The following is an 18,447-nucleotide window of genomic DNA, read 5'->3' on the forward strand; positions in this document are numbered from 1 at the left end:
AAGGAGTAGCTCTCATGGCTGCCAAAGACGTCAAATTCGGCACTGAAGCCCGCGACAAGATGCTGCGCGGCGTGGATGTCCTCGCCAATGCCGTGAAGGTCACGCTCGGTCCGAAGGGCCGCAACGTCGTGATCGAGAAGTCGTTCGGCGCTCCGCGCATCACCAAGGACGGCGTCACCGTCGCCAAGGAGATCGAGCTTTCCGACAAGTTCGAGAACATGGGCGCCCAGATGGTCCGCGAAGTCGCTTCGCGCCAGAACGACCATGCCGGCGACGGCACCACCACCGCCACCGTTCTCGCCCAGGCGATCGTCCGTGAAGGCGCCAAGTCGGTTGCGGCCGGCATGAACCCGATGGACCTGAAGCGCGGCATCGACCTGGCGGTCGAGGCGATCGTTTCGGACCTCAAGAAGAACTCGAAGAAGGTCACCTCGAACGCGGAAGTCGCGCAGGTCGGCACCATCTCGGCCAACGGCGACTCGTCGGTCGGCGAGATGATCTCGAAGGCCATGCAGAAGGTCGGCAACGAGGGTGTCATCACCGTCGAGGAAGCCAAGACCGCCGAGACCGAGCTCGACGTCGTCGAGGGCATGCAGTTCGACCGCGGCTACCTGTCGCCGTACTTCATCACCAACTCCGAGAAGATGGTCGCCGAGCTCGACGACCCCTACATCCTCGTCTTCGAGAAGAAGCTGTCGTCGCTCCAGGCGATGCTGCCGATCCTCGAGGCCGTCGTGCAGACCGGCAAGCCGCTGCTCATCATCGCCGAGGACGTCGAGGGCGAGGCCCTGGCCACGCTCGTCGTCAACAAGCTCCGTGGCGGCCTGAAGGTCGCGGCCGTCAAGGCTCCGGGCTTCGGTGATCGCCGCAAGGCCATGCTCGAGGACATCTCGATCCTGACCGCCGGCCAGATGATCTCGGAAGACCTCGGCATCAAGCTCGAGACCGTGACGCTCAACATGCTCGGCCGCGCCAAGCGCGTGCGCATCGAGAAGGAGAACACCACGATCATCGACGGCGCCGGCAAGAAGAAGGACATCGAGGCTCGCGTCGGCCAGATCAAGGCCCAGATCGAGGAGACCACCTCGGACTACGACCGTGAGAAGCTCCAGGAGCGTCTGGCCAAGCTCGCCGGCGGCGTCGCGGTGATCCGCGTCGGCGGCGCGACCGAGGTCGAGGTCAAGGAGAAGAAGGACCGCGTCGACGATGCCCTGAACGCCACCCGCGCTGCGGTGGAAGAAGGCATTCTTCCTGGCGGTGGCGTTGCGCTCCTGCGCGCGCTGTCCTCGGTCAAGTCGATCAAGACCCAGAACGACGACCAGAAGACCGGTGTCGAGATCGTCCGCAAGGCGATCACCGCCCCGGCTCGCCAGATCGTCGAGAACGCTGGCGATGACGGCGCGGTCGTGGTCGGCAAGCTGCTCGAGTCGAAGGACTACACCTACGGCTACAACGCCCAGACCGGCGAGTACGGCGATCTGGTCAAGTCCGGCATCATCGACCCGACCAAGGTCGTCCGCACGGCGATCCAGGACGCGGCTTCGATCGCGGGCCTGCTGATCACCACCGAGGCGATGGTCGCCGACCTGCCGAAGAAGGACGCCCCGATGCCCCCGATGGGCGGCGGCGGCATGGGCGGCATGGACTTCTGAGGAAGTCCAGACGCCCAAAGCGTCTGAATTCCGAAACCGGGCAAGCCCGGTTTCGGGGGCGGCATGGACTTCTGATCCAGCCTCTCAGGCAATTTCCAGAGAAGGCCCGGCGCAAGCCGGGCCTTTTTCGTTTCGACGGCGGCGCAATGCATTGGATGGCATGGTCGCGCCATGCGCTCGCGGCACCCCGCTGGGCTGCCATTGCCATGCCACCGCCATGTCTTCTCGCCTATAAAAGTGGCAAGCGCGCCGACTTCTGACGCGCCCAATGGCAATCATCGGGAGAGGCCCATGACAACCTCCAAATTCCTCACCGGCGTCGCTTTCGCGGCCACGCTGCTCGCCTCACAGATCGCTCGCGCCGATATCACCATCGGCCTTGTCGCGCCGCTGACCGGCCCCGTCGCCGCCTATGGCGACCAGGTCAAGAACGGCGCTCAGACCGCCGTCGACGTGATCAACAAGAATGGCGGCGTGCTCGGCGAGAAGCTCGTGCTGAAGCTCGCCGACGATGCCGGCGACCCGAAGCAAGGCGTCTCCTCCGCCAATCTCCTGGTCGGAGAGAAGGTCAAGTTCGTGGTCGGGCCGGTGACCTCCGGCGTCGCCATGGCGGTCTCCGACGTGTTCGCCGAGAGCGGCGTGCTGATGGTGACGCCGACCGCGACCTCGCCGGCGCTGACGACGCGCGGCCTCACCAATGTCTTCCGCACCTGCGGCCGCGACGACCAGCAGGCGGACATCGCCGCTGCTTATGTCCTGAAGAACCTGAAGGACAAGAAGATCGCGATCGTCCATGACAAGGGCACCTACGGCAAGGGCCTCGCCGACGCCTTCCAGAAGGGCATCAATGCCGGCGGGCTGAAAGAAGTGACGGCGCTGACCGTCAATCCCGGCGACAAGGACCTCTCGGCCGTGGTGACACGGCTCAAGGCCGCCAATGTCGAAGTGATCTATTTCGGCGGCTATCACCCCGAGGGCGGCCTGCTCGCGCGCCAACTCGCGGATGCCGGCGTCAAGGCGACGATCATCGGCGGCGAGGGCCTGTCCAACACCGAGTTCGCGGCGATCGGCGGCGACCATGCCACCGGCACGCTGTTCACCAACGCGACCGACGCGCTGAAGAACCCCGACTCGGCCCAGGCCGTCGCGGCGCTGAAGGAGAAGGGCATTCCGCCGGAAGCCTTCACGCTCAACGCCTATGCCGCCGTCGAGGTGCTCAAGGCCGCGATCGAGAAGGCCGGCAAGCCGGGCGATGCCAATGGCGCCGGCAAGGCCCTGCAGTCCGGCATGCCGGTCAAGACCGCGATCGGCACGCTGACCTATGGCAAGACCGGCGACCTGAGCTCGCCGAGCTTCTCAATGTACAAATGGGACGCCGGCAAGATCGTCGCCGCCCAGTGATCGGCTAAAGCCGACCCTTCCAGCTTTGCGCCCCGGACGAGCCCCGCTCGTCCGGGGCGTTTCGTTTCCGATGTGCCCTTTTGATCTTTCACGGAACCACGCCGTCATCCCGGGCTTGACCCGGGATCCATCGTAGAACGCACCGCCCTATGATGGATTCCGGATCGGCGCCGCTTCGCGGCTTGTCCGGAATGACACGCGATTTCCGAGAGGGCGGAGCGTTTTCCAAGGCCTCTCCGCCGGATGACAATTTGCTCATCCTGGCGCGGCGCCATTGAAAGGCCACTCCCGCTGCGACATGGTCCGAATCGTGGCTTTCATCGTCTCCCGCCAGGATTCCCGTCTATGCGCCTGTTGAGCATTCTCGTCGCCGTGCTGGCGGCTGCCACGCTGGTCTTTGGCCAGCAGGCCGGATCGGCCAATTTGATCGGCATGGGCGTCGTCGGCCTGCTGCTGGCGGCGGTCACCTTCCGCTCGCCGAGCCTGCCCTTCTTCCTGCGGATCTTCTCCGGCGTCTTCGCGATCGAATACCTGCTGTTCGGCGCGTCTGCGATCGCGGCGCAGCTCGGCTGGTGGCCTGAGACGCTCGGCATCCCGCCAATCCCGACGAGCCTGCCGACCACGGTCGGCGTCTTCGCGATCCTGATCTACGCGATCTCCTTCGTGCCGGTGATCGCGCGCATCGCGCGGCTGGCCTCGCCCTATTTCGAATCCGACGAGGTCACGACAGCTAATCTCTGGCCGATCGGTCCGTTCAAGATCCGGCTCGGCGTCCTGGCGGTTGCACTCTTCGTCTTCCTGATCGTCATCAACCAGCTTCAGGTCGGCATCTCGCTCAGGATCTCGTTCTTCAGCCGCGACATGTTCGATTCGCTGCAGAACAAGGATGCGCCGACCTTCTGGTACCAGATCTTCTGGGTGTTCGTGCCCTGGGCGACGATCTGGGTCGTCTCGAACCTGATCGAGCTGTTTGCCAACTACACGATCCTGATCCGCTGGCGGCAGTTCATGGCGAACGCCTACACGAAGACGTGGCTCGACCATGCGACGCATTACCGGATCGCGCTCGCCGGCAGTGTCGACAACCCCGACCAGCGTATCGCCGAAGACACCCGCTCCTTCGTCAACCAGACCTATAACTTCGCGCTGCCCCTGCTCTCGCAGATCTCCACGCTGGTCTCGTTCTCGATCATCCTCTGGAACATCCCGGTCGCCTTCACCCTGCCGGGCACCTCCTTCGCCGTGCCCGGCTACATCTTCTGGGTGGCGTTCTTCTATGCGGCGGCGGCCACCTGGCTGACCCACCTGATCGGCCGGCCCCTGATCCGCCTCGAGTTCGAGCAGGAGAAGCGGGAGGCGAATTTCCGCTTTGCCCTGGCGCGCCTGCGCGAATATTCCGAGCAGATCGCGCTGATGGTCGGCGAACCGACGGAGCGCGCCCATCTCGCCCGGCGCTTCGGCGACATCGTCGAGAACTTCTACCGCCTGGTCTGGCGCCGGCTGAAGCTCACGGCCTTCACCTTTTCCTACAACCAGGCCAGCGTGGTCGTCCCGACCATCATCCTGGCACCGTATTTCTTCGCCGGCACGATCACGCTCGGCGTCCTGCAGCAGGTATCGGGCGCCTTCGACCGGGTGCAGACGGCCCTGTCCTTCATCATCAACAGCTACTCCTCGATCGCCTCCTATCTCGCCTCGATCAACCGCCTGACCTCCTTCGAAGCCGCGATCGCCGATGCGCAGCACGGCGCGATCAGCGAGGAGGCCCTCGGCCGCGAGACCTCGCGCGACGAGAGCCTGCATATCCGCGACGCCACGCTCCTCCTGCCCAACGGCAAGCCGATCGTGAAGCTCGGCGCGCTCGATCTCGGCAGGACGCGCTCGACGCTGCTGATCGGCCCTTCCGGTTCGGGCAAGTCGACACTGTTCCGCGCCATCGCCGGCATCTGGCCCTTCGGCGATGGCAGGGTCGGGATTCCGGCCGGCGCCGAGATCATGCTGCTGCCGCAGCGCCCCTATCTGCCACAGGGCACGCTCAGGGCGGCGCTGGCCTACCCGGCCGAGGAAGGCGCCTATGACGACGCCGAGACCCGCGCCGCGATGGACAAGGTCAAGCTCGGCCATCTCGCCGACAGGCTCGACGAGGTCGACCTGTGGGGGCAGCGGCTCTCGGGCGGCGAGCAGCAGCGGCTCGCCGTCGCACGCGCCCTCCTGAGCAAGCCGGACTGGCTCTTCCTGGACGAGGCGACCGCCTCGCTCGACGAGAAGCTGGAGGGCGAACTCTACGCGACGATCGATCGCGAGCTGCCGCAGGCCCACATCGTCTCGATCGGCCATCGCGCGACGTTGCGCACGATGCACGACGCCATCGTCACCATGGAGCCGAATGCCGACGGTACCTTCACGCCGACGCCGACGGCGAAAGTGCGGGCCGCCTGAGACGGCCCGCACCAGCTTCTCCGTTCGGGGGAGCTGGTGCATCAGGCATCGCGGATACGAAGGACATCGCCGCCAAAATGAAAAGGGTCGCTCGCGCGACCCTTTTCTCATTCGTCTCTTGCATGACATCCTCCCCTCGAAGGGAAGGACTGGCGTCCGTCAGAGCGAGCGGCTGAGCGTCACTTCGCCAGCCCCGCCCTTCAGGACGAGACGGCCGCTGACGAGATCCCATTTGCTCGTCGCGCGCAGCGCCAACAGGAATGCCTTCTCGAACTCGAGCATGCCCTTGTCGCAGCTGCGCTTGGTCAGCGCGATCGGGCCGACCGCGAAGCCCTGCTGGCGCAGCGGATAGGCCGCGGCCGAAAACGTATTGCAGCCGCCGAAGCCTGTGCCGCGCAGATTCATATCGACCATGAGGGTCGCGCGACGATCCTGGACGGGCTTGCCGTTCAGCGCCACGACGCTCCAGCTCGCACCGAGCGGGAAAGTTTTTTCCTGCTGCGAGATCGGCGTGCCCATCGCCTGATACTGCTCGCGCGTCGGCTGGCCTTCCTTGCCGCCGCGGCGCTGGGCAACGGCTTCGCTCGAAGCCAGCATCGGCACGGCCAGGCTCGCAAGAACGGCCGCAAGGCCAAGGCGTCGGATCATGATCGTCTTACCTGCATTCACTCGCACGGCAGCGCGCCGGGCTGCCAAACCGGTTAACGCCTAGAATCCAATTCGTTCAGGATCAAGGCTGAACCGCAACTGGTCCCGTCATTCCGATGCTGCCATGCAACATCAGATGCGTGCGTTCAAGCGCTCCAGCAAGCGGTTCGCGCGGCGGAAGACATAAGCCGGGGCGCTGACGGTGACATCATCGGCGCCGAGCCCGTCGAGATGCTCGACCAGCGCGAAGACGGCCTTGTCCGGGCAATGCAGCGTCAATGGCGCGCCAGCAGCCGGCAGGCCGAACGGCATGCGCGCGCCGAAGCGCTTTTCCAGCACCGCCAGCGCGTCCGCCGCGAGATCGAGCCGGGCCCGGACCTCACGGATCGTGCGCCCTTCTTCCTCCGCCGCGATGCGCGACAGGATGGTCTTGGCCGCCGCCTTCGCCCGCTCGCCCCAGGGCGCCCGCATCGAGGCAACGAGATTGGCCTCGGAGGCCAGCATCACGCCGTCGTCGAGCACCTTCAGCGCGTTGGCGGATAGCGTCGCGCCGGTCGTGGTAATGTCGACCACGATCTCGGCCGTGCCGGCGGCAGGAGCCCCCTCGGTCGCGCCGAGGCTTTCGACGATGCGGTAATCGGCAAGGCCGTGCTGCGCGAAGAAGCGGCGGGTCAGGTTTACGTATTTGGTGGCGACGCGCAGCTTCTTGCCGTGGCGCGCCCGCATCGCCGAGGCGACGTCGTCGAGATCGGCCATGCTACGCACGTCGATCCAGGCCTGCGGCACGGCGACGACGACATTGGCGTGGCCGAAGCCAAGCGGGGTCAGCATCTCGACCGCCGCATCGGCATCCGAGAGCTGCTCACGAACCAGGTCCTCGCCGGTGATGCCGATATGGGCGGCGCCGGACGAAAGCTGCGCCACGATCTCGGAGGCCGAGAGGAAGGCGACTTCCGCCCCGTCGACGCCGGCGATGGCGCCGCGATAGTCGCGCTCGCCGCGCGACTTGACGAATTTCAGGCCCGCCCGACCGAAGAAGGCGGTGGCGTTCTCCTGGAGGCGGCCCTTGGAGGGGACGGCGAGGACGAGCGGAGCGTCGTTATCCGGCATCTGGCTCATGCGGCGTCTCCCGTCAGGCGGTCGAGCCAGAGCGAGGCGCCGACAGCAGGGATCGGCCGGCTCGCGCCGAGACGTCCGAGCACGTTGTCGTAGCGCCCGCCGCCGGCAACGGGCTTGCCGTCGCCGCGGGCCTTGTCGTGAAGCTCGAAGATGAAGCCGGTATAGTAGTCGAGATTGCGGGCGAAGCCGGCCGCGAAGCGGATGGCGCCGATATCGACGCCGCGCGCCGCGAGGAAGCCGGTGCGCTCGTCGAAGGCGTCGAGCTGGCGGCCGATATCGAGCGAAGCCTGGTCGGCAAGCGCGCGCAGCGAGGCCGAAGCCGCATCGGGATCGCCGGAGACGGCGAGCACCTGCGCCAGCAGCGCCTTGACGTCGCTATTGACCGGGTTCTCGCGTTCGGCGGCGCGCGCCAGGAAGCGCTCGGCGATATCGGCGGCGGAGCGCCCGCCGACGGTCGAGATGCCGGCGATCGAGAGCACGTCCTCGACGAAAGCCCGGGCGGCCTTGGGGTCCTGCCCCTCGAGCGCCTTGAGCAAGCCGGCATGAGCGGCTTCGCCATCGGCAGCTGGGGGATCGAGCGCGTCGACAGCGTCTGTCCCCTTGCCTTGCACCACGGCGCGGACCAGGCGGCGGCGCGCGCCCTGCGGCACGGCAAGCCCATCAAGCAGCGCGCCGAGAACGGCGACATCGCCCATAACGATGCGCGGCTCGGCCAGGCCGAGCATGGCCGCGGCCTCGATGGTCAGCGCCATGACCTCGGCATCGGCGGCGGTGAAATCGTCGCGACCGAAGGATTCAATACCCGCTTGCAGGAACTCGCCGGGCTCACTGGCCCGCATGCGGAAGACCGGGCCGGCATAGGCATAGGCCGCCGGTTCGGTCGAGCCTGAGGCGATGTGATCGAGCGCGACGGGGATGGTGTATTCGGGGCGCAGGCACCAGTCGCGGCCATCGGCATCCTGCGTCATGAAGATGCGGCGGCGGATATCCTCGCCGGAAAGATCGAGAAAGACATCGGCCGGCTGCAGGATCGCCGGCTCGGCATGGGCATACCCCTCGCCGGCGAAGAGCGCGATCACGGTCTCGATGCTGGCACGGCTTGCGGGCACGGCTCGTCCTGTCCTGTTGCGAGCGCCGCGCCGGATATCAGCATCGGATTGCTCCGAAAAGGGAACGCCACTTTTCGGTCCGATGCTCTAGCAGCGACGCCGCGAATTTTCGAGGGATTTGAGGGAAATGGGTGAACGGGAATCGAAGGGCGCCGCTATCGTCATGGTCGAGCCTGTCTCGACCATCCACGTCTTCACCGGGCAGAGGCCACACTCAAGACGTGGATGCTCGCCACAGGGGCGAGCATGACGGAAGCGCCCTTTACGAATGTCGCGCCAGCACCCGCTTCACGCCCTCAACCAGGTCCGCGACCGGCACGGCGAACTGGGCCTCGGCCTGCTTGGCCTTGTGCTCGGCGGAATCCTTGACGTCGCGGCTGGCGGCGGCGAGCTCGGCGCCGAGGATCAGGTCCTTGATCACGACCGTGCCGGCTTCGCGCTCGGACGAGCCCTGAATGATCGCGCAGATCGCACCGCGTCGGTCGGCATATTTCATCTGGGCGTTGAAGCCGGAGGCGCCGAGATAGAGGTCCGCCCGCAGCAGCGGCTTGCCGTCCACATCCTTGGCCTGACGCAGCGCCGAGACCATTGCCTGATAGCCCGGCATGAACTCAGGCGACTTGTTATCCATCGCGGTGACGACGACGAGGGGCAATTCGTTCCGGCTGTCGACGATCGGCGATTTCACTGCCTTCAGCGCCGAAAAGAGCCGCGAGACACCGATGGAGAAGCCAGTCGCCGGCACCGGCTCGGGCCGGAAGCGACCGACGAGGCCGTCATAGCGCCCGCCGCCCGCGACCGAGCCGAAGCGCACGACCTGCCCATCATCATTGGTGACCGGGAAGGTCAATTCCACCTCGTAGACCGGGCCGGTATAGTATTCGAGGCCGCGGACGATCGAGGGGTCGATGATGATGCGACCGAGATAGCCGGCCGCCGTGATCAGCTCGCGGATCTGCTCCAGTTCCGCGATGCCGGCCTGACCATTCTCGGCGCCTTCGACAAGGCCGCGCAGATCGGCAAGTGCCACGGCCGAGAGCCTGGCGGAACCTTCGCTGTCCTGAGCATTCGTCTTGCCCAGCTCTGCGAGCTTCTGGCCGAGTTCGAGATAGCGCAGGATGCGGTCGGATTGAGCATCGGACAACCCAGCGCCCTTGGTGAAATCGCCGCTCTCGTCCTTGCGGCCTTCACCGAGGAGCTTGCGGACTTCCTCCAGCGGGAACTTGTCGGCCTTGTCGATCGCCCTGAGCACGGTGAGGCGCGCGGCGGGGTCGATCCCGGCCGCATCCATCACGCCGTCGAGCACCTTGCGGTTGTTGACCTTCACGACGTAGTCGCCGCGCTTGATGCCGAGCTTCTCCATCGTGTCAGCGGCGAGCATGCAGATCTCGGCATCGCCCGCGACGGTGCCGCTGCCGACGATATCGGCATCGAACTGCATGAACTGGCGGAAGCGCCCTGGCCCCGGCTTCTCGTTGCGGAAGACGTAGCCGACGCGATAGCTGCGATAGGGCTTCGGCAGCGCATCGAAATTCTCGGCGACATAGCGGGCGAGCGGCGCCGTCAGGTCATAGCGCAGCGAGAGCCACTGCTCGTCATCGTCCTGGAAGGAAAAGACGCCCTCGTTCGGCCGGTCCTGATCCGGCAGGAACTTGCCGAGCGCGTCGGTGTACTCGACGAAGGGCGTCTCGACGGGATCGAAGCCATAGACCGAGAAGCTCTCGCGGATGACGGAGAGCATGCGCTCGGTCGCGGCGACATCGGCCGGGCCGCGATCGACGAAGCCGCGCGGCTGGCGGGCCTTCAGCTTAGCAGGGGCGGTCTTGTCGGCGGACATGGCGTGCGGAACTCGAATTGGGGGCGTGCGGTACAAAACGTACGAGGCGGGTTAGACCGCCGCGACGCAGGGGGCAAGTCACGGGGCGTCATTCTCGGGCGAAGCGAAGCGCAGACCCGAGAATCTCATGACGAGAAAGCTCGTCATTCCGGACAAACCGCGAAGCGGTGCCGATCCGGAATCCATCGGAGGCCTCGGTGCTCTATGATGGATTCCGGGTCTCCCTTCGGTCGCCCGGAATGACGAAACGGGTCATGAGATGCTCGGGTCAAGCCCGAGCATGACGCGCGTCTGAGCTACTCCGCCGCCAGCCTCGCCTCCCGCAACGGCCGATCCGCGATCCCCGCCCGCGCCAGCTTCTCCGGCAGCGGCCCGCCGGTCGCCCAGTCCAGCAGCTCGGCGGTATGGACCACCGGCGTCGTCGCTCCCTTGTCGGCAAAGCCTTTCGCGAGCTGGGTCATGCAGCCGATATTGCCGGTCGCGACCAGCATCGGTCTGGTGCGCTCGATATTGCCGATCTTGCGCTCGCGCAATTGCCCCGCGATCTCGGGCTGGAGGATGTTGTAGACGCCGGCCGAGCCGCAGCAGATATGGCCCTCCGGCACCTCCTTCACCTTGAAGCCAGCTCCCGACAACAGACGCTTCGGTCCGTCCTTGAGCTGCTGGCCATGCTGCATGGAGCAGGCCGAGTGATAGGCGATCGGCATCGCGACATCGCGGACGTGAGCAAGCTCCAGCGTCTCCAGGAACTCGGTGACGTCCTTGGCCAGTGCGGAGACCTTCGCCGCCTTTTCGGCATAGGCGGGCTCGTTGCGGAACATGAAGCCGTAATCCTTGATCGTCGTGCCGCAGCCGGAGGCCGTGATCAGGATCGCGTCGAGCCCGTCGCCGTCGATCTCCGCCATCCAGGCATCGATATTGGCGCGGGCGAAGGTAAGCGCATCGTGCTCCTGCCCCATATGGTGGACGAGCGCGCCGCAGCAGCCCTCCCCTTTCGGCAGCACCACCTCGACGCCGTGGCGGTTGAGCAGGCGGATCGTCGCCTCGTTGATGGCGGGGTCGAGCACCGGCTGGGCACAGCCCGACAGCAACGCGACGCGACGCTTCCGTTCGACCGGCGGCGGGAAGCTTTGCGGGCCTTCCATAGCGGAACGCGTGGGCAGGCGGGCAGGCGCCAGCGCCAGCATCGCCTTCAGGCGCGAGCCGACGACCGGGATGATGCCGAGGACAGGCGCCAGGGGCTTGCCGACAAGGGCCACCAGCATCGCCGCGCGGAAGCGGCCGGGATAGGGCAGGATCGCCGCCAGCACCTTGCGCAGCAGACGGTCATGCCAGGAACGCGTGTAGGTCTCCTCGATATGGGCGCGGGCGTGGTCGACGAGGTGCATGTAATGCACGCCCGAAGGGCAGGTCGACATGCAGGAGAGGCAGGAGAGGCAGCGGTCGATATGGGTCACGACCTCCGGTGTGGCGGGCTTGCCGTTCTCCAGCATGTCCTTGATCAGGTAGATGCGTCCGCGCGGGGAATCGAGCTCGTCGCCCAGCAGCAGATAGGTCGGGCAGGTCGCGGTGCAGAAGCCGCAATGCACGCAGGTGCGCAGGATCTTCTCCGAGGCCGGCATGCGCGGATCGGAAGCGAGGCGTTCGGGGGTGAAGTTCGTCTGCATCAGATCCCCGCATAGATCCGGCCGGGCTCGAAGATGCCGGCGGGATCGAAGCTTTTCTTGATGCCGGCCGTCACCCGCATCAGTGGTTCGGCCAGGGGCTGGAACACGTCCACGGCGGCACGGATCGCATCGGGCGCCCGCACCAGCGTCGCATGGCCGCCGAGCGGCTTCAGCGCGGCGCGGATCGCAGCGGCGCCGGCATCGCCATCGGCTGGAACCGCGAGCCAGACCAGCCCGCCGCCCCAATCGTAGAACCAGCGGGCGCCCGGGACCATGCGGGCGATCGCGGCGGTGGCCTTAGGGCCGTTGGTCGGGGCGAGCGAAAGCCGCCAGACCGCCTCATTGGTTCCGGCGAAGAATGTCGCGTCGCGGATATCGGTCCAGAGTTCAGTCGGCGCCGTTCCTTCAAGACGCTCGGGAACGCCATATTCGCCGAGCAGCAAGGCGAGCTCACCGGAACGGTATTCGATCGAATCCGAAAAATGCTCCAGCCGCAGCAGGGTCCGCGCCTGATCGCCGGCAAGCCCGGCGGGAAGATGCGCGGCCGCCATCGGTTCGAAGGGCGAACCCAGCGCTTTCGACAAGAGCGCGACGCCGTCGCTGTCCGACAGGCCGCTCCATTGCAGCGTGACGATACGTTCCGGCTGCGGCAGCACGCGGAAGGCGACCTCTGTGAGGAAGCCGAGCGTGCCGTGGCTGCCGCTGAGGAGCTTCACGAGATCGAGGCCTGTGACGTTCTTCATCACGCGCCCGCCGGACTTGATCATCTCGCCCCGGCCATTGACCAGCCTGACGCCGATCAGGGAATCTCGGGCGGCGCCGGCATTGATCCGGCGTGGGCCGGAAATGTTGCAGGCGGCGATGGCGCCAATCGTCGGCTCGCCTTCGCTGCCGTAGAGGGCGCGGTGGTCCATCGGTTCGAAGGGCAGCATCTGGCCGCGCTCGGCGAGGGTTTCCCGCACCAGCGCGAGCGGAGTGCCGGCGCGGGCTGCGATGACCATCTCGGCCGGCTCGTAGAGCGTGACGCCGGTCAGGCCGGCGCTGGAGAGCGTGCTCGCGGCCTGGGCGGGGCGGCCGAGCCCGGCGCGCGTGCCGCCGCCGCGCAAAATGAGCGGCACGCCATTGTCGACGACCGATTTCACGACGGCGCAGGCTTGCGCCTCGGTGGTGGGCGTGTGGACGATCATGCTCTGCCGCCTGTCATTGCGCCAAAAGCGGATAGAGGTCGTTCCAAAGTGGATTGCCCTCCTCGATCAATCGGATTTTCCAGTCCCGCCGCCACTTCTTGATGTCTTTCTCGCGGTCGATCGCTTCCTGCGCAGTCTGATGCGCCTCGTACCAGACCAGCCGATCCACCCCGTATCTCCGGGAAAACCCAGGCGTTACTTTGCTTTTGTGCTCGTAGACGCGTCGGGCAAGGTCTCGTGTCACCCCTAGATACAGGGTTCCATGCTGACCACTTGCCAGCAGATAAACGTGGAACGGCAACAACATCCTCCGCCGTCATTCCGGGGCGCCGCAAAGCGGCGAGCCCGGAACCCAGAACCGATGCCGCCCGCAAATGAAGCGCATCGATCTGATCAAGACAACGATATCCCGCATCGGTTCTGGGTTCCGGGCTCTTCGCTACGCGAAGCCCCGGAATGACGGAGAGGTTCATTACGCCGCCACCCTGCCTTCCAGCGGGAAGACCTTCGCCGGGTTGAGCAGCCAGCGCTCGTCGAACACCGCCCTCACCCGCATCTGCTGGGCGAGGTCTTCCGGGTTGAACTGGAAGGTCATCAGGTCGCGCTTCTCGATGCCGACGCCGTGCTCGCCGGTGAGGCAACCGCCAACCTCGACGCAGAGCTTGAGGATGTCCATGCCGGCATCCTCCGCCTTCTGCGCCTCGACAGGATCGTTGCAGTTGTAGAGGATCAGCGGATGGAGATTGCCGTCGCCGGCATGGAAGACATTGGCGACGCGCAGGCCATGGCCCTTCACGATCTCATCCATGCGCCGGAGCACATAGGGCAATTGCCCGGTCGGGATGGTGCCGTCCATGCAGATATAGTCGGCGATGCGGCCGGTGGCGCCGAAGGCGGACTTGCGGCCCTTCCAGATCGCAGCCGCCTCCATCGCCGATTTCGATTCCTTGACCGTGCTGACGCCGTGCCCCCTGGCGATCGCCACGATGCGGGCGAGCTGGGCGTCCATCTCCTCGTCCGAGCCCTCGACCTCGATGATCAGCAGCGCCTCGACATCCATGGGATAGCCGGCCTTGGCGAAAGCCTCGCAGATCTCGATGGCCGGCTTGTCCATGAACTCCATCGCGACCGGGATGATGCCGGCGCCGATGATGGCGGCGACCGCCGCGCCCGCCTGCTCGCTGGTCGGGAAGCCGAACAGCACCGGCCGCGCGCCCTCGGCCGAGCGCAGGATGCGCACCGTCGCCTCGGTGACGATGCCGAGTTGGCCTTCCGAGCCGTTGATCAGGCCGAGAAGGTCGTAGCCGGGTGAGTCGAGGTGGGCGCCGCCGATCTCAACAATGCTGCCGTCGAGCATGACCATCGTGACGCCGAGCACGTTGTTGGTGGTGACGCCATATTTCAGGCAGTGCGCCCCGCCCGAGTTCATGCCGATATTGCCGCCGATCGAGCAGGCGAGCTGCGATGAGGGGTCGGGCGCATAGAAGAAGCCCTCGGCCGAGACCGCGCCGGTGACCGCGAGATTGGTCACGCCGGCCTCGACCCGCGCGACGCGGTTGGCATAGTCGATCTCGAGGATGCGGTTCATCTTGGAGACGCCGATCACGACCGCGTCCTCCTGCGGGATCGCACCGCCGGCGAGCGAGGTGCCCGCGCCGCGCGGCACCACCGGCACGCCCTGCTCCCGGCAATAGCGCAGGACGGCCGCGACCTCCTGCGTCGTCGAGGGCAGCACGACGGCGAGCGGCATGCGGCGATAGGCCGTCAGCGCATCGGTCTCGTAGGGGCGGCGCTCGTCGTCGCTGGTGATCAGCGCCTGCGACGGGACGAGGCGCGCGAGGCCGGCGATGATCGATTCGCGGCGGGCGAGGATGCCGGCATCCGGCACCGGAAAAGCTATCGCACTCATCTCTCCCCTCCGATCTCCACGACTCGCGGCACGCCACGCACGGCATTCTCTGCGCGGCAGATTAGATCAATTCAATGGCACTTGCAGCGCGGCCAAAGCCAGCCATTATTTCCAGATTGGAAAAGGTGGCGTGGCGATGGACCGGTTCGGCGATCTCGACGTGTTCGCACATGTGGTGACGACCAAGAGCATGTCGGCGGCCGGGCGGCAGCTCAATCTGTCGCCGGCGGTCATCTCGAAGCGCATCCGCCGGCTGGAGGAGCGGCTCGGCGTGCGCCTGCTCCAGCGCACGACGCGGCAGCTTGCCCTCACAGAGGCCGGACAGGGCTTCTACGAGCGCGTCGTCTCGATCCTGTCCTCGATCGAGGAAGCCGAGTCCTGGGTGTCGAGCGGCGCGGGCCAAGTGCGCGGCACGCTCAGGGTCTCGGCGCCGACCTCCTTCGGCCGGATGCATGTCGCGCCGCATCTCAAGCGCTTTCTCGACGCCAACCCGCTGGTGACGGTCGAGCTCGTGCTGAGCGACGCCTTCGTCGATGTCGTCGGCGAGGGTTTCGATCTGGCGATCCGAATCGCCGACCTGCAGGATTCGAGCCTCGTGGCCAAGCGCCTGGCCCGCAATCACCGGGTGCTCTGCGCGACGCCGGGCTATCTCGCCGAACACGGCACGCCGGCCGATATCGCCGAGCTGTCGCGCCATACCCTGATCGCGCATAACGCCGACCATTGGCGGCTGGACGGACCGGAAGGCCCGGTCTCGGTGCGGGTCAACGGCCCGCTCCGGACCAATTCCAGCGAGGTCGTTCGCGAGGCGCTGCTGGGCGGCGTCGGTATCGCCCTGCGCTCGACCTGGGATGTCGGGCCGGAGCTGAAATCCGGGGCGCTGCAGCGGGTCCTGCCGGCCTACGCAGTCGGCTCGCGCGTCGCGATCTATGCGGTCTATCCGAGCCGCCGGCATATGGAGCAGAAGGTGCGCGCCTTCGTCGACTATCTCGGCGAGCTCTACGGCGCCACGCCCTATTGGGATGCGGGGCTTGCGCTCTAGGCCATTGCCGAGCGCCGCGTCGCGCCGTCATGCTCGGGCTTGACCCGAGCATCTCAAGACAAGAAGGCTCCTCCTTCTGCCTGAGTTTCTCGGGTCTACGCTGCGCTTCGCCCGAGAATGACGATCGGGCATTCAGGGAGAACTGGCATGTTCGGCGTGCTCGAAGGCACTGGGGTTACGGTTCACGATCCGCGGTTCCATCGCGTCATTCCGGGCTCGGCCCGCGTCGAGCGGCTCTGGACCGGCGCGCGCTGGTCGGAAGGACCGGCCTGGTTCCCGGCCCATAACACGCTGGTCTGGTCGGATATCCCGAACGACCGCATGCTGCGCTACGACGCGCTGACCGGCCAGGTCGGGACTTTCCGCCAACCGGCGCGCAACGCCAACGGCAACACGGTCGATGCGCAGGGCCGGCTCGTCACCTGCGAGCATGGCGGGCGGCAAGTGACTCGCACCGAGCATGACGGCTCGGTCACCGTGCTGGCGAGCCATTTCGGCGGAAAACGCCTGAATTCGCCCAACGATGTGGTGGTGAAGTCGGACGGCTCGATCTGGTTCACCGACCCCGATTACGGCATCCTCAGCGACTATGAGGGCGACAAGTCCCCAAGTGAGATCGGCGCCTGCAACGTTTACCGGATCGATGGGCAGAGCGGCGAGATCGCGATCGTCGCCGACGATTTCGTCAAGCCCAACGGCCTCGCCTTCTCGCCTGACGAAAGCATCCTCTACATCGCCGATACCGGCGCCAGCCACGATCCCGAAAACGGGCCGCGGCATATCCGCAGCTTCCAGATGGGCGCGGACGGCATCACGCTCGGCGCGTCGGAAGTGTTCGCCACCTGCACCGCAGGGCTGTTCGACGGCTTCCGCCTCGATGTCGAGGGCCGGATATGGACCAGCGCAGCCGACGGCGTCCATATCTACCACCCGGACGGCACGCTGATCGGCAGGGTCGCGATCCCCGAAATCGTCGCCAATGTCTGCTGGGGCGGCCCGAAGCTCAACCGCCTGTTCATCTGCGGCACGACCTCGCTCTATGCGGTGATGACGCACACGAACGGGGCGCGGCGACCGTAAGGGCTTTTTTCGGCGCCTCACCGTCATCCCGAGGTGGGCGGCAGGTCCGAGCCCGGAACCGATGAACACGAGGGACGTCATTCTCGGGCGAAGCGAAGCGCAGACCCGAGAATCTCAGGACAAGAAGGCACTGGTTTAAGAGATGCCCGGGTCAAGCCCGGGCATGACGAAGGGCTCCATCAAAGCCGAGCAGATCAGGATCGGCCCCGGTCAGGAGCCCGGCGGCACGTTCTTCACGCGGGCCAGGACGAGCGGCATGGCGAGCCCGATCACGACGAAGCGCACGAGGTGGTGCGCGCCGACATAGAGCGTGTCGAGCCCCATGGCGAAGGCGAGCATCGCCATCGCCTCCAGGCCTCCCGGCACGAAGGCCGCCATGCCGCTGGCATAGGAGACATTGGCGAGCCAGGCTGCCGGCCAGGCGAAGACGAAAGCCACGACGATCGAGACGGCAAAGCCGCCGATGGCGAGCGGGAACAGCCCCTTCAGCTCGCCCCGCGGAATATGCGCAATGCGCCCGCCCATGGTGGTACCCAGCAGGATCTGCACGGCGATCTGGATCGGCATGGGCAGCGCGCCCTCGATGAGACCGCTGCCGTGGAGCGCGGCGCTCGCGAAGGTGGCGCCGAACATCAACGGCGCGGAGAGGCCCAGCCGCTCGAAGACGAGCCCGAGCGCCAGCCCCGCCATCGTCAGGCCGAACATCGTGTCGGCCCCGACCGATTGGGCGACGGGCACCGGCATGCCGGCGGAGGCGCCGCTCAGTTGCATGACGCTCGGCAGAAGCGCGACCAGGACGAGCAGGCGAAACAGCTGGACGACGGAGATCCGGCCGATATTGGCGCCCTTCGCCTGCGCCACCGCGAGCACGGTCGACAAGGCGCCGGGGGCGGCGGCGAGCAAGGCGTCGATCCAGGGCCAGCGCGCGACATGGCGCAGATAGGCGCCCGTCGCGAGCATGATCGCGGTGACGCCGACGAGAAGGATGACGAGGGAAGCGGGATAGCGGGCCGCTGCTGCCAGTGCTTCGGGCGTCGCCGCCGAACCGAGGATCGTGCCCGACAGAACCATGGTGGAATCGAACCAGGGCCGGCGCAGCGTCGGCAGCGGGCGGATGAGCGCAACGATCGTGCTGATCAGCATCGAGCCGGAAAGCCAGGCCGCGGGCATGCCGAGCAGCGCAAAGGCGCCGCCCCCGACAGCCGCCAGCGCGATGACCAGAATCTCCCGCCAGAGGATCGTCAGCCGGGTCTTGGGGTAGCCGAACGCCTTCATCGCCTTCCCGTCGCGCCGGGGACAGGCGGCGCCGGGCGTTCATGGCGACGGGCCGGCGACGGGTCAACCGGCCGGTTCCCTG

General features: G+C 66.5%; 14 protein-coding genes. 5 read left to right on the plus strand and 9 right to left on the minus strand.

The features are described from left to right. Positions 1–14 precede the first annotated feature (14 nt). From groL to Q0Q02_RS03085, 3 genes are all read left to right on the plus strand, one after another. On the plus strand, positions 15–1,652 hold the full coding sequence (gene groL, locus Q0Q02_RS03075; protein ID WP_293806777.1) for a chaperonin GroEL: 1,638 nt from the start codon (positions 15–17) through the stop codon (positions 1,650–1,652). A gap of 291 nt (positions 1,653–1,943) precedes the next feature. Next, positions 1,944–3,053: a branched-chain amino acid ABC transporter substrate-binding protein gene (locus tag Q0Q02_RS03080; protein ID WP_293806779.1), complete on the plus strand. Its 1,110-nt coding sequence runs from the start codon at positions 1,944–1,946 to the stop codon at positions 3,051–3,053. A gap of 345 nt (positions 3,054–3,398) precedes the next feature. Further along, complete coding sequence (locus tag Q0Q02_RS03085; protein ID WP_293806781.1) at positions 3,399–5,492, plus strand: ABC transporter ATP-binding protein/permease; 2,094 nt, start codon at positions 3,399–3,401, stop codon at positions 5,490–5,492. 159 nt (positions 5,493–5,651) lie between these two features. On the opposite strand, the gene Q0Q02_RS03090 is transcribed toward Q0Q02_RS03085, so the two are convergent. The 8 genes from Q0Q02_RS03090 to Q0Q02_RS03125 form a co-directional block, all read right to left on the minus strand. After that, on the minus strand, positions 5,652–6,140 hold the full coding sequence (locus Q0Q02_RS03090; RefSeq protein ID WP_293806782.1) for an META domain-containing protein: 489 nt from the start codon (positions 6,138–6,140) through the stop codon (positions 5,652–5,654). 132 nt (positions 6,141–6,272) lie between these two features. After that, complete coding sequence (gene hisG / locus Q0Q02_RS03095; RefSeq protein WP_293806981.1) at positions 6,273–7,250, minus strand: ATP phosphoribosyltransferase; 978 nt, start codon at positions 7,248–7,250, stop codon at positions 6,273–6,275. Positions 7,251–7,255: 5 nt separating this feature from the next. Then, a complete protein-coding gene (locus Q0Q02_RS03100) occupies positions 7,256–8,368 on the minus strand; it encodes an ATP phosphoribosyltransferase regulatory subunit (RefSeq protein ID WP_293806784.1) in 1,113 nt (370 codons plus the stop codon). Positions 8,369–8,630: 262 nt separating this feature from the next. Continuing rightward, positions 8,631–10,205: a histidine--tRNA ligase gene (gene hisS / locus Q0Q02_RS03105; protein ID WP_293806786.1), complete on the minus strand. Its 1,575-nt coding sequence runs from the start codon at positions 10,203–10,205 to the stop codon at positions 8,631–8,633. A gap of 296 nt (positions 10,206–10,501) precedes the next feature. Continuing rightward, positions 10,502–11,872, minus strand: coding sequence for a glycolate oxidase subunit GlcF (glcF, locus tag Q0Q02_RS03110; RefSeq protein WP_293806787.1), 1,371 nt, complete (start codon positions 11,870–11,872; stop codon positions 10,502–10,504). Beyond that, positions 11,872–13,059, minus strand: coding sequence for an FAD-binding protein (locus Q0Q02_RS03115; RefSeq protein ID WP_293806788.1), 1,188 nt, complete (start codon positions 13,057–13,059; stop codon positions 11,872–11,874). Before Q0Q02_RS03115 ends, glcF begins: the two co-directional genes overlap by 1 nt. 13 nt (positions 13,060–13,072) lie before the next feature. Beyond that, positions 13,073–13,360 (minus strand): GIY-YIG nuclease family protein, encoded by a 288-nt coding sequence (locus tag Q0Q02_RS03120; protein WP_293806983.1) that lies wholly within the window; start codon positions 13,358–13,360, stop codon positions 13,073–13,075. Positions 13,361–13,531: 171 nt separating this feature from the next. Continuing rightward, positions 13,532–14,968: an FAD-linked oxidase C-terminal domain-containing protein gene (locus Q0Q02_RS03125; RefSeq protein WP_293806790.1), complete on the minus strand. Its 1,437-nt coding sequence runs from the start codon at positions 14,966–14,968 to the stop codon at positions 13,532–13,534. 136 nt (positions 14,969–15,104) lie between these two features. On the opposite strand from Q0Q02_RS03125, the gene Q0Q02_RS03130 reads away from it, so the two are divergent. Both Q0Q02_RS03130 and Q0Q02_RS03135 read left to right on the plus strand, forming a co-directional pair. Next, complete coding sequence (locus Q0Q02_RS03130; protein WP_293806985.1) at positions 15,105–16,010, plus strand: LysR family transcriptional regulator; 906 nt, start codon at positions 15,105–15,107, stop codon at positions 16,008–16,010. A gap of 147 nt (positions 16,011–16,157) precedes the next feature. Beyond that, positions 16,158–17,090: an SMP-30/gluconolactonase/LRE family protein gene (locus Q0Q02_RS03135; protein WP_293806792.1), complete on the plus strand. Its 933-nt coding sequence runs from the start codon at positions 16,158–16,160 to the stop codon at positions 17,088–17,090. Positions 17,091–17,300: 210 nt separating this feature from the next. Here Q0Q02_RS03135 and Q0Q02_RS03140 read toward each other — a convergent pair whose 3' ends face one another. Next, positions 17,301–18,365 (minus strand): AbrB family transcriptional regulator, encoded by a 1,065-nt coding sequence (locus tag Q0Q02_RS03140; RefSeq protein ID WP_293806794.1) that lies wholly within the window; start codon positions 18,363–18,365, stop codon positions 17,301–17,303. Positions 18,366–18,447 lie beyond the last annotated feature (82 nt).

This window comes from uncultured Allobosea sp. (assembly GCF_945956895.1).
In the GTDB taxonomy this organism is placed as follows: Bacteria; Pseudomonadota; Alphaproteobacteria; order Rhizobiales; family Beijerinckiaceae; genus Allobosea.

What these genes read in the sequence shown, in the direction of transcription:
- groL (WP_293806777.1), top strand. Translation starts at nt 15, where the DNA reads ATGGCTGCCAAAGACGTCAAATTCGGCACTGAAGCCCGCGACAAGATG.
- Q0Q02_RS03080 (WP_293806779.1), top strand. Translation starts at nt 1,944, where the DNA reads ATGACAACCTCCAAATTCCTCACCGGCGTCGCTTTCGCGGCCACGCTG.
- Q0Q02_RS03085 (WP_293806781.1), top strand. Translation starts at nt 3,399, where the DNA reads ATGCGCCTGTTGAGCATTCTCGTCGCCGTGCTGGCGGCTGCCACGCTG.
- Q0Q02_RS03090 (WP_293806782.1), bottom strand. Translation starts at nt 6,140, where the DNA reads ATGATCCGACGCCTTGGCCTTGCGGCCGTTCTTGCGAGCCTGGCCGTG.
- hisG (WP_293806981.1), bottom strand. Translation starts at nt 7,250, where the DNA reads ATGCCGGATAACGACGCTCCGCTCGTCCTCGCCGTCCCCTCCAAGGGC.
- hisS (WP_293806786.1), bottom strand. Translation starts at nt 10,205, where the DNA reads ATGTCCGCCGACAAGACCGCCCCTGCTAAGCTGAAGGCCCGCCAGCCG.
- glcF (WP_293806787.1), bottom strand. Translation starts at nt 11,872, where the DNA reads ATGCAGACGAACTTCACCCCCGAACGCCTCGCTTCCGATCCGCGCATG.
- Q0Q02_RS03115 (WP_293806788.1), bottom strand. Translation starts at nt 13,059, where the DNA reads ATGATCGTCCACACGCCCACCACCGAGGCGCAAGCCTGCGCCGTCGTG.
- Q0Q02_RS03125 (WP_293806790.1), bottom strand. Translation starts at nt 14,968, where the DNA reads ATGAGTGCGATAGCTTTTCCGGTGCCGGATGCCGGCATCCTCGCCCGC.
- Q0Q02_RS03130 (WP_293806985.1), top strand. Translation starts at nt 15,105, where the DNA reads ATGGACCGGTTCGGCGATCTCGACGTGTTCGCACATGTGGTGACGACC.
- Q0Q02_RS03135 (WP_293806792.1), top strand. Translation starts at nt 16,158, where the DNA reads ATGTTCGGCGTGCTCGAAGGCACTGGGGTTACGGTTCACGATCCGCGG.
- Q0Q02_RS03140 (WP_293806794.1), bottom strand. Translation starts at nt 18,365, where the DNA reads ATGAAGGCGTTCGGCTACCCCAAGACCCGGCTGACGATCCTCTGGCGG.